The sequence below is a fragment of the Ruegeria sp. AD9 genome, assembly GCF_056542305.1.
In genome coordinates, this window is sequence record NZ_JBQFZP010000001.1 from 409,121 (window position 1) to 425,677 (window position 16,557).

Sequence of the window (16,557 nt, forward strand, 5' to 3'; positions counted from 1 at the left end):
TCGCGCGAAGTTACTTCGCCGGCTCAGTCTTGTTCAGAACCTGGGCGATGGTCGATTTGACCACGCGAATCTTGACGCCCTCGGCGATTTCGACCTCGATCTCGTTATCGCCTTCCTTGACCTTCGATACCTTGCCGATCACGCCCCCTTGAGTGATCACCTGATCACCGCGACGCACGGCATCAACCATGGCCTGATGTTCCTTCATCTTCTTTTGCTGCGGACGGATCAGCAGGAAATACATGATCGCAAAGATTAGGATCAGCGGGAGAAACTGGGCGATTGCGCCACCATCCATGGGACATTCCTTTGTTCTAGTCTTGCGGCACAGTTCCGCAAATTTGGGCGGAACCTATGCTTTGAAATGTCGGTTTGCAAGCAAAGGCGGTCATGTAACCCACCTGAAAACGGGCATGTCCCGGCAACGACGGGCAAAGCGTTGCAGATATGCCCTAGGAACATAACCAATACCGGGTATAGTTTATCCGAAGGGGGACACATGACGCGGCCACTCAAACCTTTCCTTTCGTTGCTTTATTTACTGACTGCCCTGTCGGTGAGCGTGTGGCTGTCCAGTGCGGCCTTGTCGCAGGAAGCACCCGCGGAATCCCCCCTGTCCGAGACTGCGGGATCGGACACGTTCATGGCCCCGGTCATCGTGGACGGGGACGTTCTGTTTCAGGTGCGAGGATCAAGCGCTCTGCCTGCTCCGGAGCGCGCCGAGGACGTACAGAACAAGATCATTGCGGTTGCGGAAGCGTCGGAAGCACCTTTGGTCGAGATCACCTATGAAGAGACCGAGTTTGGCACCTGGATTCTGGCCGATGGTCAAAGAATCTCGATCGTTACTAAAGCTGACGCTGAACTGGATCAGATGGAACTAAGTGTTCTGAGCGTTTTGCATGGCAATGCGATCAAACAATCCATTGAGGCGTACCGAGCCAACCGAACCGATCAGGCGCGCGTTTCCGGTGCTATCGAAGCGGCTGCCTGGACGTTGGGATTTGCCCTGTTTGTTGTCACTATCCTGTGGCTGCACCGTCGGATCAGGCGTCGCACATTGAAGCTGGTAAAGCGCTATTTAAAGGATGTCGAAACGGCGACAGCCAAAAGTGTTCAGGCCGAAGCAATCGCGGCCCTTATCCGCTATGGTCTGAACTTCGTGCTGCTGATCATCTTCTTTCTCGGTTTCTACTATTACCTGTCCTTTGTTCTTTTGGCTTTTGCGGAAACCAGATATTTCGCACAGCTTCTGCTGACCTATCTGACAGAGCCCGTGCTGCTTATCTTCCGGGGCATCCTCAGCTATATCCCCAATCTGATCATGCTGGGCCTGATCACATGGGTGACGTTGTACATCATCAAAGGGCTGCGCGTGTTCTTTGATGCGGTCGAAGCCGGTTCGTTCGAAATGGGTGATTTCGAAAAACACTGGGTCAACCCGACGTTCAACATCGCCCGTGTCGTCGTTATTTTGATCGCGCTGGTGTTTGCGGTTCCCTATATTCCGGGCTCAGATTCTGCCGCGTTCCAGGGGTTGACCATTCTGGTTGGCGCCATGCTGTCTTTAGGCGCGAATTCAGTCGTGTCCAACATGCTGGCCGGGCTGTTTGTGATTTACCGCAGGTCTACCTCGATCGGTGACCGTATCCAGATCGGGGACCACATCGGCGATGTGGTTCAGATTAAACTGATGGAGACCCACCTGAAGTCGATCAAGAACGAGCTGATCTCGATCCCCAATGCACAATTGATGAACTCAGATGTCGTTAACTTTTCAAAGAAAACCAATGGTGACGGACTATTACTGCACACGACAGTCGGCATCGGCTACGAAGAACCCCCTGAGAAGGTAGAGGCGATGCTGATCGAGGCCGCCAACCGCACCAAAGGTATCAAGGTCAATCCCGAACCTTTTGTGTTGTGGACCGCGTTGGCCGATTACGCGATCAATTATCAGATCAACGGCTACACCACCCGTGGCAGCATCATCCCCAAAATCCGCTCGGACCTGCATCGAAACATTGTCGCTGTATTTAACGAGAACAATGTGCAGATCATGACGCCTTCTTATGTGGCTGACCCGCCCGAGCCAAAAATACCGACCGGGGCATGGGATGGCCACCTGACGCATGAAACCCACGAAGACGCTGATAAGTCGTAACCGGTGCTACACCCTGCCCTGCAGATGGTGCATAAGCGGGTTCAGTGATTCACGCATTCAAGGATCTGAGACATGCACGACATCCGCGCCATTCGCGAAAACCCTGCCGCCTTTGACGCCGCCCTAGCGCGCCGTGGGGACGCGCCGGTGTCGTCAGATCTGCTGAGGCTGGACGAAAGCCGGCGTGCCAAGATTCTGGCCGCCGAAACCGCGCAGGCCGAACAAAACAAGGCCAGCAAGGAAGTCGGCGCTGCTAAGGGACGCGGCGACGAGGCTGAATTCGAACGCCTGCGCGCGCTTGTCGCCGAGAAAAAGGCCGAAGTCGCCCGGATGCAGACCGAGGCCAAGGATCTGGATGCCTTGCTGACCGATCAACTGGCCCGCATCGCCAACCTGCCCGCCGATGACGTGCCGCAAGGCGCGGACGAAAACGACAATGTCGAAGTCAACCGCTGGGGCACCCCGCGTGATTTCAGCTTTGCACCGAAAGAGCATTACGACATTCCCGCCGTCGCAGCCGCGATGGATTTCGAAACCGCCGCTAAAACAAGCGGCAGCCGGTTCGTGAATCTGTCCAAGGGGGTTGCCCGCATCCACCGCGCGCTGGCCCAGTTCATGTTGGACACACATATCGACAAGAACGGTCTGACAGAAATGCAGACACCGGTTCTGGTCCGGGATGAGGCGATGTATGGCACTGATAAATTGCCTAAATTCGGCGACGACAGTTATCAGACGACCAATGGCTGGTGGCTGATCCCGACCTCCGAGGTTACGCTGACCTATTCAGTGGCTGGTGACATTCTTGAAGAGGCTGCCCTGCCCATCCGTATGACCGCCCATACCGTCTGTTTCAGATCCGAGGCCGGAAGTGCGGGCAAGGACACCGCAGGGATGCTGCGCCAGCACCAGTTCGAAAAGGTCGAGATGGTCTCGATCACCCATCCCGACGCGTCAGATGACGAGCAAAAGCGCATGTTGCGTTGCGCCGAGGATCTGCTGGAACAGCTGGGTATCCCCTATCGCACTGTTGTTTTGTGCACCGGTGATATGGGCTTTGGCGCGCGCCGCACCTATGACATCGAAGCGTGGCTGCCCGGACAGGACACCTATCGCGAGATCAGCTCGGTCTCGACCACAGGTGCGTTTCAGGCGCGTCGGATGAATGCCCGTTTCCGGCCTGAAAGTGGTGGCAAACCCGAATTTGTTCATACTCTGAACGGTTCCGGTCTGGCTGTCGGGCGTTGTCTGATCGCAGTTCTGGAGAATGGGCAGAATGAAGACGGCACTGTTTCGCTGCCCGAGGTACTTGGCCCCTATCTGGGCGGCAAGCTGACCCTGCAACTTGACGGTACTTTGGCCTGACACACAAAACCGGCACCGTCAGGCACCGGTTAGGACATCAACTGAAGGCGAAGAGGTTTTACTTCTTCGCTTTTTTCTTGTCCTTCTTCTTTCCGCCTATCTTGCCGTCTTTCTTTTTTCCGTCCTTTTTTGACTTTTTGTCCTTTTTGGACTTGGCTTTCACCTTGTCTTTGGCCTTGGAAAAGGCGGCTTCCATCTCTTTGCGCTTCTTCGCGGCTTTTTCGGCCTTAGCCTTGGCTTTGGCCTTTTTCTTTTCAGCAGCCTCGGCTTTTTCAGCGGCTGCTTTTTCTTCTGCCGCCTTGCGTGCGGCTTCCTCGACCCGTTTCTCGGCTGCGGCTGCGGCGATTGTTTTGCGGGGTGCGGCTTTGCGTGCGGTCGGTCTGCGCGTCGCGGGCGTCCGGGCCGCAGTTCGGCGTGTTGCCGGTTTCGCAGCAGGCGGTTTTGCAGCAACGGCATCTTTGGCAGATGCAATCAAAACCAGCGCGCGCGCCTCACCGATCCGAGGGACCTTGACCAAATCAGCAGGAGTGGCCTTGGCTATCGCCTCGGCCGTCTTGAAGCCATTGGCAACAAGGGCCTGGCCAAGTGCCTCTCCTACACCTTTTATGTCGGTCACTGCGGTCATTATAGGTCCTCTCTCTGTCTCGTTACCGACTCGTATATACAAAAGATACACGAGCCCGCAAGCTGTGTGGTGGTCGCCTCTGTTCTGCCAGCTTAGTTATGGGCAAGACCAGCGGTTCGGTTGTCTCTCGGAAAGGGTACGAGGCGCTTGGCATTTTCGTCCCATAGCTTCAGGTTCAATGCGGCCACGGCCTCGGGAAATTTGATCCGGCGGGGGGTATATTCCGGCGGCAGGTTATAGTGGCAGGCACGCAGGCGATATGATGGGATACGCGCGTTGAAATGGTGGATGTCGTGCAACGTGATGCAGGCCACAGCCATATCGAACCACCATCCGAAATCCAGTGCGGATGATCCCTCAAGCGCTGCTGTCTGAGGGTTCAGATCGGGGCGGCGATCCCAATAGGTATCTTCGAAGTTGTGCTGAAGATAAACAAGGAAGACGCCCAGCATTCCACCCAAAAAGGAAAACACCAACCAGACCCAAATGCCGGTCATACCCGCAATCAGATACAACAATCCTAGAAACACGATGATTGACAGGTTGTGCAACACCACACCTTTAGCGCCAAAACGCGCCGTATTCTTGGGCCAGCGGTATCGGATGAAGTAGGTGAACAACGCGCCGACCGGAACCAGGATGAACGGATTGCGATACAGCCTGTAAAAAAAACGCGTTTTCCAATCAGCCGCATTCCACTCTCGCAGAGTCATCGTATGAATTTCACCTGTCTCGCGATGTTCAAGATTTCCGATGCCCGCATGGTGCAGATTGTGGTTCTGCTTCATCACCTCGAACGGGGCGAAAGTGAAGGGAGACAGGCCATGCCCTGCCCATTCGTTTTGAATCCGTGTTTCAAACAGAGAGTGATGCCCGCAATCATGTTGCAGCACATAAAGCCGTACTGCGGCAAAGGCGAACACGATCCCGGCGGGTATCATGATGTACCAGCGATCAACAAAGGTGATCGCAAGGGTCAGCGACGCAAAATACACCGCAAATGTGCCAAAATAACTTGCCGCGGCCAATCTGTTGTCCTGCACCGCGTAATGTCTTGTATATTCCCTCAAATCCATCCAGCCGTCTCCTTACGATGGCCGTTCAGTTTTCTGTTCAAATCTAGGTGCGGCTAGTCCGCATGCAAGCAGTGCGTGCCCAAACAAATGCACACGCATGAATGCTAGCGCGGAGAACAGAAACTGTCACGCCCCCGTGAGGTAAGATGCTGAAAATTGGCGCAGTTACGCGCGGCCCTTGAGATGCTTGGCCAGCGCGCCCGCATTTTTCTTGCGCCGACCCTTATATGGGTTCTTGTCGCCCTGCCCGCGCAGCGTCAGGCGGATTGGGGTGCCAGGCATGTCAAAGTCCTGACGCAACCCGTTGACCAGATAGCGGGTATAGCTTTCGGGCATCTTATCGGGATGAGAACACATCACAACAAAACCCGGCGGCCGCGTTTTCGCCTGGGTCATATAGCGCAGCTTGATGCGGCGGCCCTGTGGGGCTGGCGGCGGGTGTTGTTCCAGCATGGCAGTCAGCCACCGATTCAACGCCGCGGTTGGCACACGGCGGTTCCAGACGTCATGGGCGCGCAGGATGGCGGCGCGCAATCTCTCAAGCCCGCGACCCGTTTTCGCCGAGACGGTAACCAGAGGGGCCCCGCGCAGCTGCGGCAGCAAGCGATCAAAGGCATCTTTCAGTTCCCGCAGCTTTTCCTGCTTGTTTTCCTCGACGTCCCACTTGTTTACGGCAACAACAACAGCCCGGCCTTCGCGTTCGGCCAAATCGGCAATTCTCAGGTCCTGTTGTTCAAACGGAATGGCCGCGTCCAGAAGTACGACGACAACCTCGGCAAACTTCACCGCGCGCAGACCGTCTGACACCGAAAGCTTTTCCAGCTTTTCCTGTACTTTTGCTTTCTTGCGCATTCCTGCTGTGTCAAAGATCCGCATCGGAGTGCTTTCTCCGTCCGGGTCGGCCCAATCGATCCGCAGGCTGATAGCGTCACGGGTGATCCCGGCCTCGGGCCCCGTCAACAGGCGGTCTTCGCCGATGATCTTGTTGATCAGTGTGGATTTGCCCGCATTCGGACGGCCAACCACGGCCACCTGCAACGGCTTGGCAGACGTGATCAGGGGCATTTCGCCCTCACCGTCTTCATCCAGCTCAATATCGGTTTTTGGGGCTTCTTCGACCTGCTTTTCCTCGGCTGCATCGGCCAAAGGCATAAGCCGAGCATAAAGATCTGTCATCCCTTCGCCATGTTCACCAGAAAGACGCACAGGTTCACCCAGACCCAGGTTATATGCCTCGAGCACCCCGGCATCCGCTGCGCTGCCTTCGGCCTTGTTGGCCGCAAGGATCACGTGCTTGGACCGCTTGCGCAGGATTTCGGCAAACATCTCATCCGTGGGCGTCAGCCCGACCCGCGCGTCGATCATGAACAGGCAGACATCGGCCATGTCCACGGCGCGTTCGGTCAGACGGCGCATCCGGCCCTGCAAGCTGTCATCTGTCGCGTCTTCAAGTCCGGCCGTATCGATCACAGTAAAGCGCAGATCGCCCAGACGCCCTTCGCCCTCGCGCAAGTCACGCGTCACACCGGGCTGATCATCGACCAGCGCCAGACGTTTGCCTACGAGGCGGTTGAACAATGTGGATTTGCCCACGTTCGGGCGCCCCACGATGGCGAGGGTCAGCGACATGATACTCTACTTTCAAGACTCAAGTTGCGCCCTTTAACGCATCTTGCCGTCAACGGAAAGCGTGTAGATCACCTTTGGTCGAAACAACATACAGCGTCTGCCCGGCCACAACAGGGGATGCTGTCGCGCCTCCGGGAACCTCAGCCTGATGAACCAGTGTTCCGTCAACTGGATTGAAGAACCGCAGAAACCCGTCGTTGGACGCAACCACAATACGACCCCCGGCCAGAATTGGGCCGTAATGCGCAAAGATCGGTCCCCGGCGGCCACGCTTGTCCTTGACGAAGCCCGGCAGATCCTGCGCCCAGATGACAGACCCGTCCGCCGCGTTCAGACGCACCAGCTGGCTGCGATCACTGATCAGGAAGATGCTGTTGCCCGCAGGCCAGACCGTATCGACCGCACCTTCGTCTGCGGTCCACCGGCGCTCACCGGAAGCGGCATCAAATGCGACGGTCCGGCCCGAGTGATTGCCGATGTAGATACTGTTGCCGACAACCATCGGACCGCCAGTCACATCGACGATTTGCGCCGCGGCGCGCCCGCGACGCCCCCCTGCAACAGACGCGTTCCAGCGGCGGATACCACCGCGGCGGAAAGTGGCCGCCACGTCACCCGAGCCAAAGGCAAATACCGCCAGATCAGATGCGATTGCAGGCGCAGGCGCACCCAGAACGTTCCCGACGCTGGGTGTGCCTTCGAATTGCCAGGCTATGCGTCCGTCCTTGGTGTTTACAGCCCAGCCGGTTTCGTCTCCGGCCACCACGTATAACAGGCCATCATTCACCAGCGGGGCGCCGCTGCCGGTCGCTTCCAGGCGTTTTTGCCAGCGCACGGCACCCGATTTGGCGTCCAGCGCGGTCAGCCGACCGAACCCTGACGACACATAAAGGACGCCGTCGGCATAAGCCAAACCACCCCCTGTTGCATCCGAGTCGCCATCACTTGGCGGGATCAGATCGGTTTCCCATGCCAACTGCCCCTGCTGGGTGACCGCTGAAACCGTCGCCCCTGAATCCAGTGTAAAGATCAATCCGCCCGCAACCACCGGCTCGGCAGTTATGCGTTGCTTGCGCGAGTCGCCCTGCCCGATCGAAACAGACCAGATCCGTTGTGGTGTTGCGCGCAAAGCAGCATGCGTGGTTCGGTATGCGGACGTTCCCGGACTTTGTGACCAGTTGGCGTTGACCTGTTGCGCCGGCAGGCTGATCGGTTGCGAGCCGCGCTTTTCGACCGTTTCCAGATCTGAAACAGGGCGAATATCCTCGCGTTCACCGGGCAGAATGGCTTCGGGCGGCTCACAGGCCGCCAGTGCTGTCAAGGCCAGAGCCGCAAAAGGCAATCCCGTACGGGAAAAAAATCTTGTTACCATGATATTCCGAACTCGCCTGTCGTTAAGTCTTTTGTCCCGCCTGGTCAGCCTTGCTGCGCCACCAATGGTTCAGGTTCCCCACCCAAAGCAATGATCATTTGCGCCGCGCGCTGTTGCAGATCGATCCCCACCTCGGCATCCTGCCGTAGCGCCTGCAATCGATCCAGCGCAGCATCGACATTCCCCTCGGCCACGTCAATCAGGGCCAACTGCTCTTCCGCCAGCAGCCGCAGCGGCGCTCCGGGGGCCGCCAACGCCTCGAACTGTTGCCGCCGGTCGGCGGCAGGCAAGGTATCGCCTTGCAACAGCAGCGACTTGAAGCTTGCAATCGCGCGGTAAATCTCGGGCAGGTCGCCCTGAACGGCAACCGCGTTCAGGCTGGTGACCGCGTCTTCTCGGGATCCGGATTCAACCTGTGACGCGGACAGCAACATATCCAGCACGGCTTTCCCGCCCGGTGACATCGCCTCTGCCTGTGCAAGACCAGCAGCCCTTGCCGCTGGGTCGTTTTCGGACAATGCAGCAAGAATCGTGTCACCCAATAGCTGAGCTTGCGCCGTGTCCCGCGCCTTGCGGTATTCATTGAAAGCCGCACCGCCGACGATCAACACGACGGCGACGACACCCACCCAGCCCCAGCGACGCAGCAACAGATAGATCCGGTCACGGCGCACCTCTTCGGTGACCTCATCAATGAAACTGTCTATATCGCTCATCCAAGCCCCCGGGCTGTCTATCTTGTATTAGTGCGCCATGTCATACCCCGGCACCAACGCCAAGCCAAGGGTCCGAATATGCGCATTTTCACCGCTTTGCTTCCCTCTTGCGAAAAAATGCAAACCGAACTATTCAGTTCAGTATGGAAAAGATGCCGAACAGACCCCATTTCATGGCGTGACAGCCCAAGTATTAATGGCGCAGATTCTTAGGAGAAACACTTTATGCGTTTGATTTCATTCATCAACGCCCTTCTCGTGATTGTTGCACTGTATTTTCTGGTGTTTGAACGTGACACCTTGTTCGCCTTTGCCGGACGCGGTGATGCCGTGGAAGCAACACAAGCCGAAGCCACGGAAACCGAAAACATCGAAATCTCTGCCGTGGGCGTTGTCGCCGTGCGCTCGCAAGCGCGCGAAATTGACAGCGCCGTGCTGCTGCGCGGGCAGACGAAGGCGAACCGGCAGGTCGAAGTGCTTTCGGAAACCACGTCCACCGTTGTCTCTGAGCCCAAACGCAAAGGTGCGTTTGTTGAGGCGGGCGATATATTATGCGAACTTGACCCCGGCACGCGCCCGGCACAACTGGCCGAGGCCATGGCGGGCAAGCTGGAAGCCCAAAGCCGCATTCCCGAAGCCGAAGCACGCCTGATAGAGGCACATGCGCTTGTGGCCGAGGCCGAGATCAATCTGACAGCCTCACGCAAGCTGGCTGAAACCGGATATGCGTCGGAAACCCGCCGGATTTCCAGTGAAGCTGTGATGAGCTCTGCAAAAGCCGGTGTGAAATCCGCCGAAGCCGGGCTGGAGGCCACGCGTGCGGGCATCGAAGCCGCCGCAGCAGCAGTCGAGGCCGCACAGCGAGAGATTGGCCGCCTGACCATCAAAGCCCCCTTCAAAGGTTTGCTGGAAAGCGACACCGCGGAACTGGGCAGCCTAATGCAACCCGGATCGCTTTGCGCGACTGTCATTCAACTGGACCCGATCAAGCTGGTCGGCTTCGTTCCCGAGACCGAGGTCAACCGGGTGCTTGTCGGGTCCGAGGCTTCGGCAACGCTTGTGACCGGTCGGCAATTGGGCGGTCGGGTCACGTTCCTCAGCCGGTCAGCGGACGAGACAACACGTACATTCGAGGTGGAAATCACCGTTCCGAACCCCGACTTGACCATTCGCGACGGTCAGACAGCCACCATCCTCATCGCGGCTGAAGGTACGAAAGCCCACCTGCTGCCGCAATCGGCGCTGACACTCAGCAACGAAGGTCAATTGGGTGTGCGCACAGTTGGTGCAGGCAATGTGGTTGATTTCATGCCGGTCCGCATTTTGCGCGACACAGCCGAAGGAGTCTGGATCGATGGCTTGCCGGAAACGGTTGATATCATTGTGGTCGGGCAGGAATTCGTGATCCGCGGTGTTACCGTTGCACCAACTTATCGGGAAGCCTCGCAATGACGGGTATCGTCGCATGGGCCGCAGGCAGGGCCCGAATGGTAATGGCGTTCATCGCCATTTCGCTGGTCGTAGGCGGCTTTGCCTATGTCTCGCTTCCGAAAGAGGGTGAGCCGGATATCGAAATCCCTGCCCTTTTCGTTTCGGTGCAGTTTCCCGGGATTTCAGCGGAAGACTCAGAAAACCTTTTGGTCAAGCCGATGGAGACCGAACTGGCGGATCTCGACGGGCTCAAGGAAATGACGTCGACTGCGGCCGAAGGTTATGCCGGGGTCGCGCTGGAGTTTGAATTTGGCTGGGACAAAACCTCGATCATGGCGGACGTGCGCGATGCCATGAACACGGCCCAGGCTGATTTTCCCGAAGGTGCGGAACAATACTCGCTGACGGAAATCAACTTTTCCGAGTTCCCGATCGTCATCGTCAATCTGACCGGTGCCGTTCCGGAACGCACAATGGCCCGTGTCGCCAAGGATTTGCAGGACGAGCTTGAGGCGCTGGATTCCGTTCTCGAAGCGGGTATCGCGGGCAATCGTGACGAGTTGCTTGAGGTCGTTATCGACCCATTGCGGCTTGAAGCATACAACGTGACCGCAGACGAGCTGATCAATGTCGTGCGAAACAACAACCAGCTGATCGCGGCAGGCGAGGTCGAAACTGCCCAGGGTACATTCTCGGTCAAGATTCCATCGTCGTTCAAAACGGCGCAGGATGTTTATGGCTTGCCGATCAAGGTCAATGGCGACCGGGTTGTAACGCTGGGTGAGCTTGCGCAGATCAACTACACATTTGAAGATCGAGAAGGTACCGCCCGCTTCAACGGCGAGGCGACCGTCGCGCTGCAAGTTGTCAAACGCAAGGGCTATAACCTGATCGACACCGTTACGCAGGTGAAAGAAACCATAGCTCAGGCCAAGACCAAATGGCCGCCCGAGCTTCAGGCCGCGGTCGAGCTTGGAACGTCGAACGACCAGAGCCGCATTGTCGGTTCGATGGTCAGCCAGCTTGAAGGCTCGGTTCTGACCGCAATCGCTCTGGTGATGATCGTGGTTCTGGCCTCTTTGGGTACGCGGGCAGCGCTTTTGGTGGGCTTTGCAATTCCGACCTCATTCCTGCTGTGTTTCGCATTTCTGGCGGTCATGGGCATCAGTATCTCGAACATTGTGATGTTCGGCCTCATTCTGGCCGTAGGGATGTTGGTCGACGGTGCCATCGTGGTCGTGGAATATGCTGACAAGAGAATAAAGGAAGGCGTCGGCCCGATGCATGCCTATGTCGAGGCGGCCCAACGCATGTTCTGGCCCATCGTATCCTCGACCGCGACGACGCTATGTGCCTTCCTGCCCATGCTCTTCTGGCCCGGTGTTCCGGGCGAATTCATGGGGATGTTGCCCGTCACGCTGATCTTTGTTCTGTCGGCGTCGCTGATTGTGGCGCTGATCTACCTGCCGGTCATGGGCGGTGTTTCGGGGCGTCTGAGCCGCGTTTTCGACCGGTCTTCGAACTGGCTCCGTGCGCGTACCCGGTGGTGGGTTCGGGCAGTGATGGTGCCCCCGTCGCTTTATATGATCTTCCTGGGTGCGATGCAGGTTCTGAACCCTGACTATCTACTGCCCGGAGGAGTGGTCGCTGGTGCCCTGCTGTTCCTGTTCGGGGCCTTTGCCGGGTCTGTAACACTGAGCGCGGCCAAGTTCGAACGGGCGGAAGAAAACCACGTCCACACCGCTGACGAACACACACCTTTCGGGCATGTGATCCGGTTCCTTGTCGGAAACCCGATCATGCCGATCGTGTCGCTGGCGGCAGTTTTCTCTGCCGTGTATTTTGTGACCTTCGTCTGGTTCCCACAGGAATCAAGAGGAGTCGAATTTTTCGTTGAAAGCGAACCGGAACAGGCAACAGCTTACGTCCGTGCCCGTGGCAACCTGTCACTGGCTGAAAAAGACAAGATGGTCCTGCAGGCCGAACAGATCATTGGATCTCATCCGGCGGTAATCAACGTCTTTTCCTTTGCCGGCGAAGGCGGTCTTGACCAGAATACCGGCGGCGCGCAGGCACCGGCGGACACGGTGGGGCGGGTCCAGTTTGAAATTATCCCATGGGAAGATCGTCCGAACGTTTCGGAATCCGCTTTGTGGGGATTGTTTGAGCGCCACTTTGTGGCACCCGAATATGATGGCGATTACGTAATCGGCGATCTTAACGCCAAACTGGCGACAATACCCGGTATCGTTGTTGAAATCCTGGCATTGGAACAGGGCCCGGCCTCGGCCAAACCGGTTCACCTGCGTATCAAGGGGGACGGTTGGGACGAATTGAGATCGGCCACCGTCGCCGCGCGCCAGGTCTTTGACGAAACGCCGGGGCTGATCAAAACCGAAGATACCCTGCCCCTGCCTGGTATCGATTGGCAGATCGATGTCGACGTGGCCAAAGCTGGTCGGTTCGGCGCTGATGTAGCCACTGTTGGTGCCATGGTGCAGCTTGTGACACGCGGCATCCTGTTGGGTGAGATGCGCCCAGACAATACGGATGAAGAGATCGAGATCCGTGTCCGATTGCCGGAAGAGGATCGCGTGCTGTCGACTTTGGATACGCTCAAGGTCCGCACTCCGGACGGGTTGGTTCCGCTGTCGAACTTCGTAACCCGGGAACCCGTGGCCAAACTGGCCCAGATCAACCGTGTCGACCAGCAACGTTACTATGACGTCAAAGCGGATGTTGAACCGGGGCTGAGCAAGGTTGTGACCAAAGGGCCGGACGGGAAAGAAGAACGTCTAGCTGTAATGCGCGAAGTGACCGACGTCTACACTCCAACCGGCACCGTGTTGGACGGCGACGTAGGAAAGTCCTACGAACTGGTTCAATTGACCGGTGCAGAGAATATAGACCAGCTACGTAGCGTGATTGACGCGGGAGACGCGCAGTTCGCCCTGATCAACCCGAATGAGCGGATCGCAGTACTGACCGAATGGCTGGAAACCAGCCCCTTCGCCAACTCGATCAGCTGGCAATGGACCGGTGATCAGGAAGAACAGGAAGAATCCGGCGCATTTCTGGTGAACGCCTTCATGGGTGCTTTGGGGCTGATGTTCGTGATCCTGCTCGCCCAGTTCAACTCGTTCTACAATTCGGTGTTGGTGCTGTTGGCGGTTGTTCTTTCGACCACCGGGGTTCTGATCGGCATGATCGTGATGGAGCAACCCTTCTCGATCATCATGACCGGCACCGGTATCGTTGCTCTGGCAGGAATTGTTGTGAACAACAACATTGTTCTGATCGATACCTATCAGGAATACAGCGCCTATATGCCAAGGATCGAGGCAATCGTCCGCACCGCGGAATCGCGTATCCGCCCGGTTCTGCTGACTACGTTGACCACGATGGCAGGTCTGACCCCAATGATGTTTGGGCTTTCGCTGGACTTTATCAATGGCGGCTATTCCATCGACAGTCCCACCGCTCTGTGGTGGAAACAGCTGGCCACAGCGGTTGTCTTTGGTCTTGGCATCGCCACTGTTCTCACGCTGATCGTGACGCCCTCGCTTCTGGCGCTGCGTGTCTGGGTGACGACTTACGCTGTCTGGCTTAGCCGCGGGCTTGCCCGTATGACCGCGGGGCGGTCCAGTAAGATCGCGCAGGACATGGCTATTGGTCGCTCGGCCCGCAAACTACAGGCGACCGAGATTGTGTGGGATGAGCCGCACCAATCCGAGACCGGTTTGCAAGACGAGCCCACGGATCAAATTCCTGGATCGCCGCTAAAAGCCGCAGAATAAGAATGAAAGGACCGGGATTTCCGGTCCTTTTCGTTTTCTTTCGTCACAGTCGGGACCAGGTCTGGTGCGCGCAAATCGAATGTTCACAGCCTTTGACCATGAGCTTGTCACCCTGCAACGTCATCTGCGGAACAGCATCAACGTCGATCAGGGGAACCCAGAACTCACCCCCGCCGTATTTTCCACCGCCTTCGCTCGACACGTCCCAGAACAGCTTTTTCCCGATATTCGGCGTTTGAACTTCTTTGCCTGATGAATCAAAAGCCGATAGTATCGTGCCGCAGAACTTGTCCGCGCAGGCGGATATCTGGATATGCGAGATCAGGTTCTTTCGATCAGGTTCGGTCTTCCACACGCCCTCAATCGGGTCAGCTGCGACCATAGCCGGGAGAAGAACCACAACGGCTACAGATACTAATCGTCTTGCTAATCCATTGATCATGGCATCCACCCTCATGCATGGCGCATCCTAGCACATTCCGCAGGGCAAGATGAGCCCCTCAGGCGGCCTCACTGTCGGATTGCTGGCGGTTCCACAGTTGAGCATATCGCCCGGACCGCGCCAACAGCTCGTCATGGGTGCCCTGTTCGATGATCTCGCCAGCTTCCAGAACCACGATCCGATCAGCCTCGGCAATGGTGCTGAGGCGATGGGCAATCGTGATCACGGTCCGCCCTTCCCCAGCGCGCGCCAGCGCATCCTTGATATCCTGTTCCGTGTCGGTATCCAGGGCCGAGGTCGCCTCGTCCAGCAACAGGATCGGGGGGTTCTTCAGCAATGTCCGCGCGATGCCAACCCGTTGCTTTTCGCCGCCGGACAGTTTCAAGCCGCGCTCACCCACCATGGTGTCGTATCCGTCAGGCAGCGAAGTGATGAAGTCATGAATCTGGGCGGCACGGGCTGCGGCCTCGACATCCTCCGGGGTGGCATCGTCGCGCCCATACGCAATGTTGTAGCGAATGGTGTCGTTAAACAGCACCGTATCCTGTGGCACAACGCCGATCGCGGCATGCAGGCTGGTCTGGGTCACATCCCGAACATCCTGCCCGTCGATCTTCAGCGCGCCTTTGGTCACATCATAAAACCGGAACAACAGCCGCCCGATGGTCGATTTTCCAGACCCCGTCGCCCCTACGATCGCGACCGTCTGTCCGGCCGGAACCGTCAAGGAAACACCCTTGAGGATTTCCCTTTCAGGGTCATAACCAAAATGCACATCTTCAAGTGTGACCTTGCCACCATTGACCGCAAGGTCGGGTGCATCGGGGTGATCGATGACTTCGGCGGGTTGTTCGAGCAGATCAAACATCTGCCCCATATCTACCAGCGATTGCCTGATCTCGCGATAGACCGTCCCCAGGAAGTTCAATGGAACGGTAATCTGGATCATATACGCGTTGACCATGACAAAATCGCCCACGGTCAGGTTTCCATTCTGAACGCCAATTGCGGCCAGAACCATGACTCCGATCAGGCCGCAGGTGATCAGGAAGGATTGGCCAAAGTTCAGAAACGCCAGCGAATAGGCGGTTTTCAGCGCCGCCCCGGCATAGGCTTTCATCGACACGTCGTAACGTGCAGTTTCGCGGGCTTCCGCGTTGAAATACTTGACGGTTTCGAAGTTCAGCAAACTGTCAATGGCGCGCTGATTGGCTTCGGTGTCCTGATCGTTCATCTCACGCCGCAGCTTTACCCGCCATTCGGTCACGGCAAAGGTGAACCAGATATATAGGCCTATGGTGACGGCGACGACCACCAGATACCAGACGTCGAACAACCACATCAGTATGATCGCAACCAGCAACAGCTCAAGGATCAGCGGCCCGATTGAGAACAGCAGGAAGCGCAGCAGGAATTCCACGCCTTTGACGCCCCTCTCGATGATACGGCTCAGCCCGCCGGTGCGGCGCGAGACGTGATAGCGCATGGACAGGTTATGGATATGTCGGAACGTCTCCAGCGCCAGCGCCCGCAAGGCCCGCTGTCCAACGGGGGCAAAGGCGGCGTCCCGCAATTGCTGGAACCCAACCGTCATCATGCGCGCCACGCCGTAGGCAACCGTCACACCCACTGCGCCCAGCGCTAGCGGCGGCACGCCTTCACCTGCCAATGAGTCAACGGCGCCTTTGTAAAGGATCGGTGTATAAACCGCGATCAGTTTGGCCAGAACCAGCATCGCCATGGCAATAACCACGCGGCGCTTTACCCAAACCTCGTCCTGCGGCCAAAGGTAGGGCGCAACCTTGCGGATTGTGCGCCAGCCTGAACTGCGCCCGCCGCTCTGCACCCCGTCATTCGAGGCCATCGGAGATGTTCGTCTCATCACGTACCTTGTCTGCGGTCAGAGAAAGGCTCTGGCCCGCGACGGGCCAGCGCGTTGA

At 57.4% G+C, this 16,557-nt stretch carries 12 protein-coding genes; 4 read left to right on the forward strand and 8 right to left on the reverse strand.

Annotated elements, in window-relative coordinates; genetic code table 11:
• Positions 1 to 10: 10 nt before the first annotated feature.
• Entirely contained in the window at positions 11 to 298 is a 288-nt protein-coding gene (gene yajC / locus ACR0AM_RS02025) for a preprotein translocase subunit YajC (protein ID WP_209503494.1), read from the reverse strand.
• 201 nt (positions 299 to 499) lie between these two features.
• Here yajC and ACR0AM_RS02030 point away from each other — a divergent pair, with 201 nt between their 5' ends.
• Positions 500 to 2,164 carry a mechanosensitive ion channel family protein gene (locus ACR0AM_RS02030; protein ID WP_480621980.1) on the forward strand — a complete coding sequence of 555 codons (1,665 nt, stop codon included), beginning with the start codon at positions 500 to 502 and terminating at the stop codon, positions 2,162 to 2,164.
• Between the two features lie 72 nt (positions 2,165 to 2,236).
• Positions 2,237 to 3,529: a serine--tRNA ligase gene (gene serS / locus ACR0AM_RS02035; protein WP_480621981.1), complete on the forward strand. Its 1,293-nt coding sequence runs from the start codon at positions 2,237 to 2,239 to the stop codon at positions 3,527 to 3,529.
• A 58-nt stretch (positions 3,530 to 3,587) separates the two neighbouring features.
• On the opposite strand, the gene ACR0AM_RS02040 is transcribed toward serS, so the two are convergent.
• The 5 genes from ACR0AM_RS02040 to ACR0AM_RS02060 all read right to left on the reverse strand — a co-directional run bounded on the left by ACR0AM_RS02040 (position 3,588) and on the right by ACR0AM_RS02060 (position 8,947).
• On the reverse strand, positions 3,588 to 4,154 hold the full coding sequence (locus ACR0AM_RS02040) for a helix-hairpin-helix domain-containing protein (protein ID WP_480480326.1): 567 nt from the start codon (positions 4,152 to 4,154) through the stop codon (positions 3,588 to 3,590).
• Between the two features lie 92 nt (positions 4,155 to 4,246).
• Positions 4,247 to 5,230, reverse strand: coding sequence for a fatty acid desaturase (locus ACR0AM_RS02045; RefSeq protein ID WP_480621982.1), 984 nt, complete (start codon positions 5,228 to 5,230; stop codon positions 4,247 to 4,249).
• Between the two features lie 165 nt (positions 5,231 to 5,395).
• Entirely contained in the window at positions 5,396 to 6,859 is a 1,464-nt protein-coding gene (gene der, locus ACR0AM_RS02050; RefSeq protein ID WP_480603195.1) for a ribosome biogenesis GTPase Der, read from the reverse strand.
• A gap of 49 nt (positions 6,860 to 6,908) precedes the next feature.
• Positions 6,909 to 8,231 carry a PQQ-like beta-propeller repeat protein gene (locus ACR0AM_RS02055; protein WP_480473424.1) on the reverse strand — a complete coding sequence of 441 codons (1,323 nt, stop codon included), beginning with the start codon at positions 8,229 to 8,231 and terminating at the stop codon, positions 6,909 to 6,911.
• Positions 8,232 to 8,275: 44 nt separating this feature from the next.
• On the reverse strand, positions 8,276 to 8,947 hold the full coding sequence (locus ACR0AM_RS02060) for a hypothetical protein (protein WP_480473425.1): 672 nt from the start codon (positions 8,945 to 8,947) through the stop codon (positions 8,276 to 8,278).
• 225 nt (positions 8,948 to 9,172) lie between these two features.
• Here ACR0AM_RS02060 and ACR0AM_RS02065 point away from each other — a divergent pair, with 225 nt between their 5' ends.
• Both ACR0AM_RS02065 and ACR0AM_RS02070 read left to right on the forward strand, forming a co-directional pair.
• Complete coding sequence (locus tag ACR0AM_RS02065; RefSeq protein ID WP_480621983.1) at positions 9,173 to 10,399, forward strand: efflux RND transporter periplasmic adaptor subunit; 1,227 nt, start codon at positions 9,173 to 9,175, stop codon at positions 10,397 to 10,399.
• Positions 10,396 to 14,175, forward strand: a complete 3,780-nt coding sequence (locus ACR0AM_RS02070) for an efflux RND transporter permease subunit (protein WP_480553805.1) — start codon at positions 10,396 to 10,398, stop codon at positions 14,173 to 14,175. The genes ACR0AM_RS02065 and ACR0AM_RS02070 overlap by 4 nt, the downstream gene beginning before the upstream one ends.
• 43 nt (positions 14,176 to 14,218) lie before the next feature.
• On the opposite strand, the gene ACR0AM_RS02075 is transcribed toward ACR0AM_RS02070, so the two are convergent.
• Both ACR0AM_RS02075 and ACR0AM_RS02080 read right to left on the reverse strand, forming a co-directional pair.
• The gene (locus ACR0AM_RS02075) at positions 14,219 to 14,617 is read right to left on the reverse strand and encodes a DUF2147 domain-containing protein (protein WP_480473428.1); all 399 of its coding nucleotides are present in this window, start codon (positions 14,615 to 14,617) and stop codon (positions 14,219 to 14,221) included.
• A gap of 58 nt (positions 14,618 to 14,675) precedes the next feature.
• The gene (locus tag ACR0AM_RS02080) at positions 14,676 to 16,499 is read right to left on the reverse strand and encodes an ABCB family ABC transporter ATP-binding protein/permease (protein ID WP_480621984.1); all 1,824 of its coding nucleotides are present in this window, start codon (positions 16,497 to 16,499) and stop codon (positions 14,676 to 14,678) included.
• Positions 16,500 to 16,557: the final 58 nt, after the last annotated feature.

Coding starts and splice junctions, on each gene's coding strand:
- ACR0AM_RS02070 (WP_480553805.1), top strand. CDS start 10,396: ATGACGGGTATCGTCGCATGGGCCGCAGGCAGGGCCCGAATGGTAATG.
- serS (WP_480621981.1), top strand. CDS start 2,237: ATGCACGACATCCGCGCCATTCGCGAAAACCCTGCCGCCTTTGACGCC.
- der (WP_480603195.1), bottom strand. CDS start 6,859: ATGTCGCTGACCCTCGCCATCGTGGGGCGCCCGAACGTGGGCAAATCC.
- ACR0AM_RS02055 (WP_480473424.1), bottom strand. CDS start 8,231: ATGGTAACAAGATTTTTTTCCCGTACGGGATTGCCTTTTGCGGCTCTG.
- ACR0AM_RS02065 (WP_480621983.1), top strand. CDS start 9,173: ATGCGTTTGATTTCATTCATCAACGCCCTTCTCGTGATTGTTGCACTG.
- ACR0AM_RS02080 (WP_480621984.1), bottom strand. CDS start 16,499: ATGAGACGAACATCTCCGATGGCCTCGAATGACGGGGTGCAGAGCGGC.
- ACR0AM_RS02075 (WP_480473428.1), bottom strand. CDS start 14,617: ATGATCAATGGATTAGCAAGACGATTAGTATCTGTAGCCGTTGTGGTT.
- ACR0AM_RS02045 (WP_480621982.1), bottom strand. CDS start 5,230: ATGGATTTGAGGGAATATACAAGACATTACGCGGTGCAGGACAACAGA.
- yajC (WP_209503494.1), bottom strand. CDS start 298: ATGGATGGTGGCGCAATCGCCCAGTTTCTCCCGCTGATCCTAATCTTT.
- ACR0AM_RS02060 (WP_480473425.1), bottom strand. CDS start 8,947: ATGAGCGATATAGACAGTTTCATTGATGAGGTCACCGAAGAGGTGCGC.
- ACR0AM_RS02030 (WP_480621980.1), top strand. CDS start 500: ATGACGCGGCCACTCAAACCTTTCCTTTCGTTGCTTTATTTACTGACT.
- ACR0AM_RS02040 (WP_480480326.1), bottom strand. CDS start 4,154: ATGACCGCAGTGACCGACATAAAAGGTGTAGGAGAGGCACTTGGCCAG.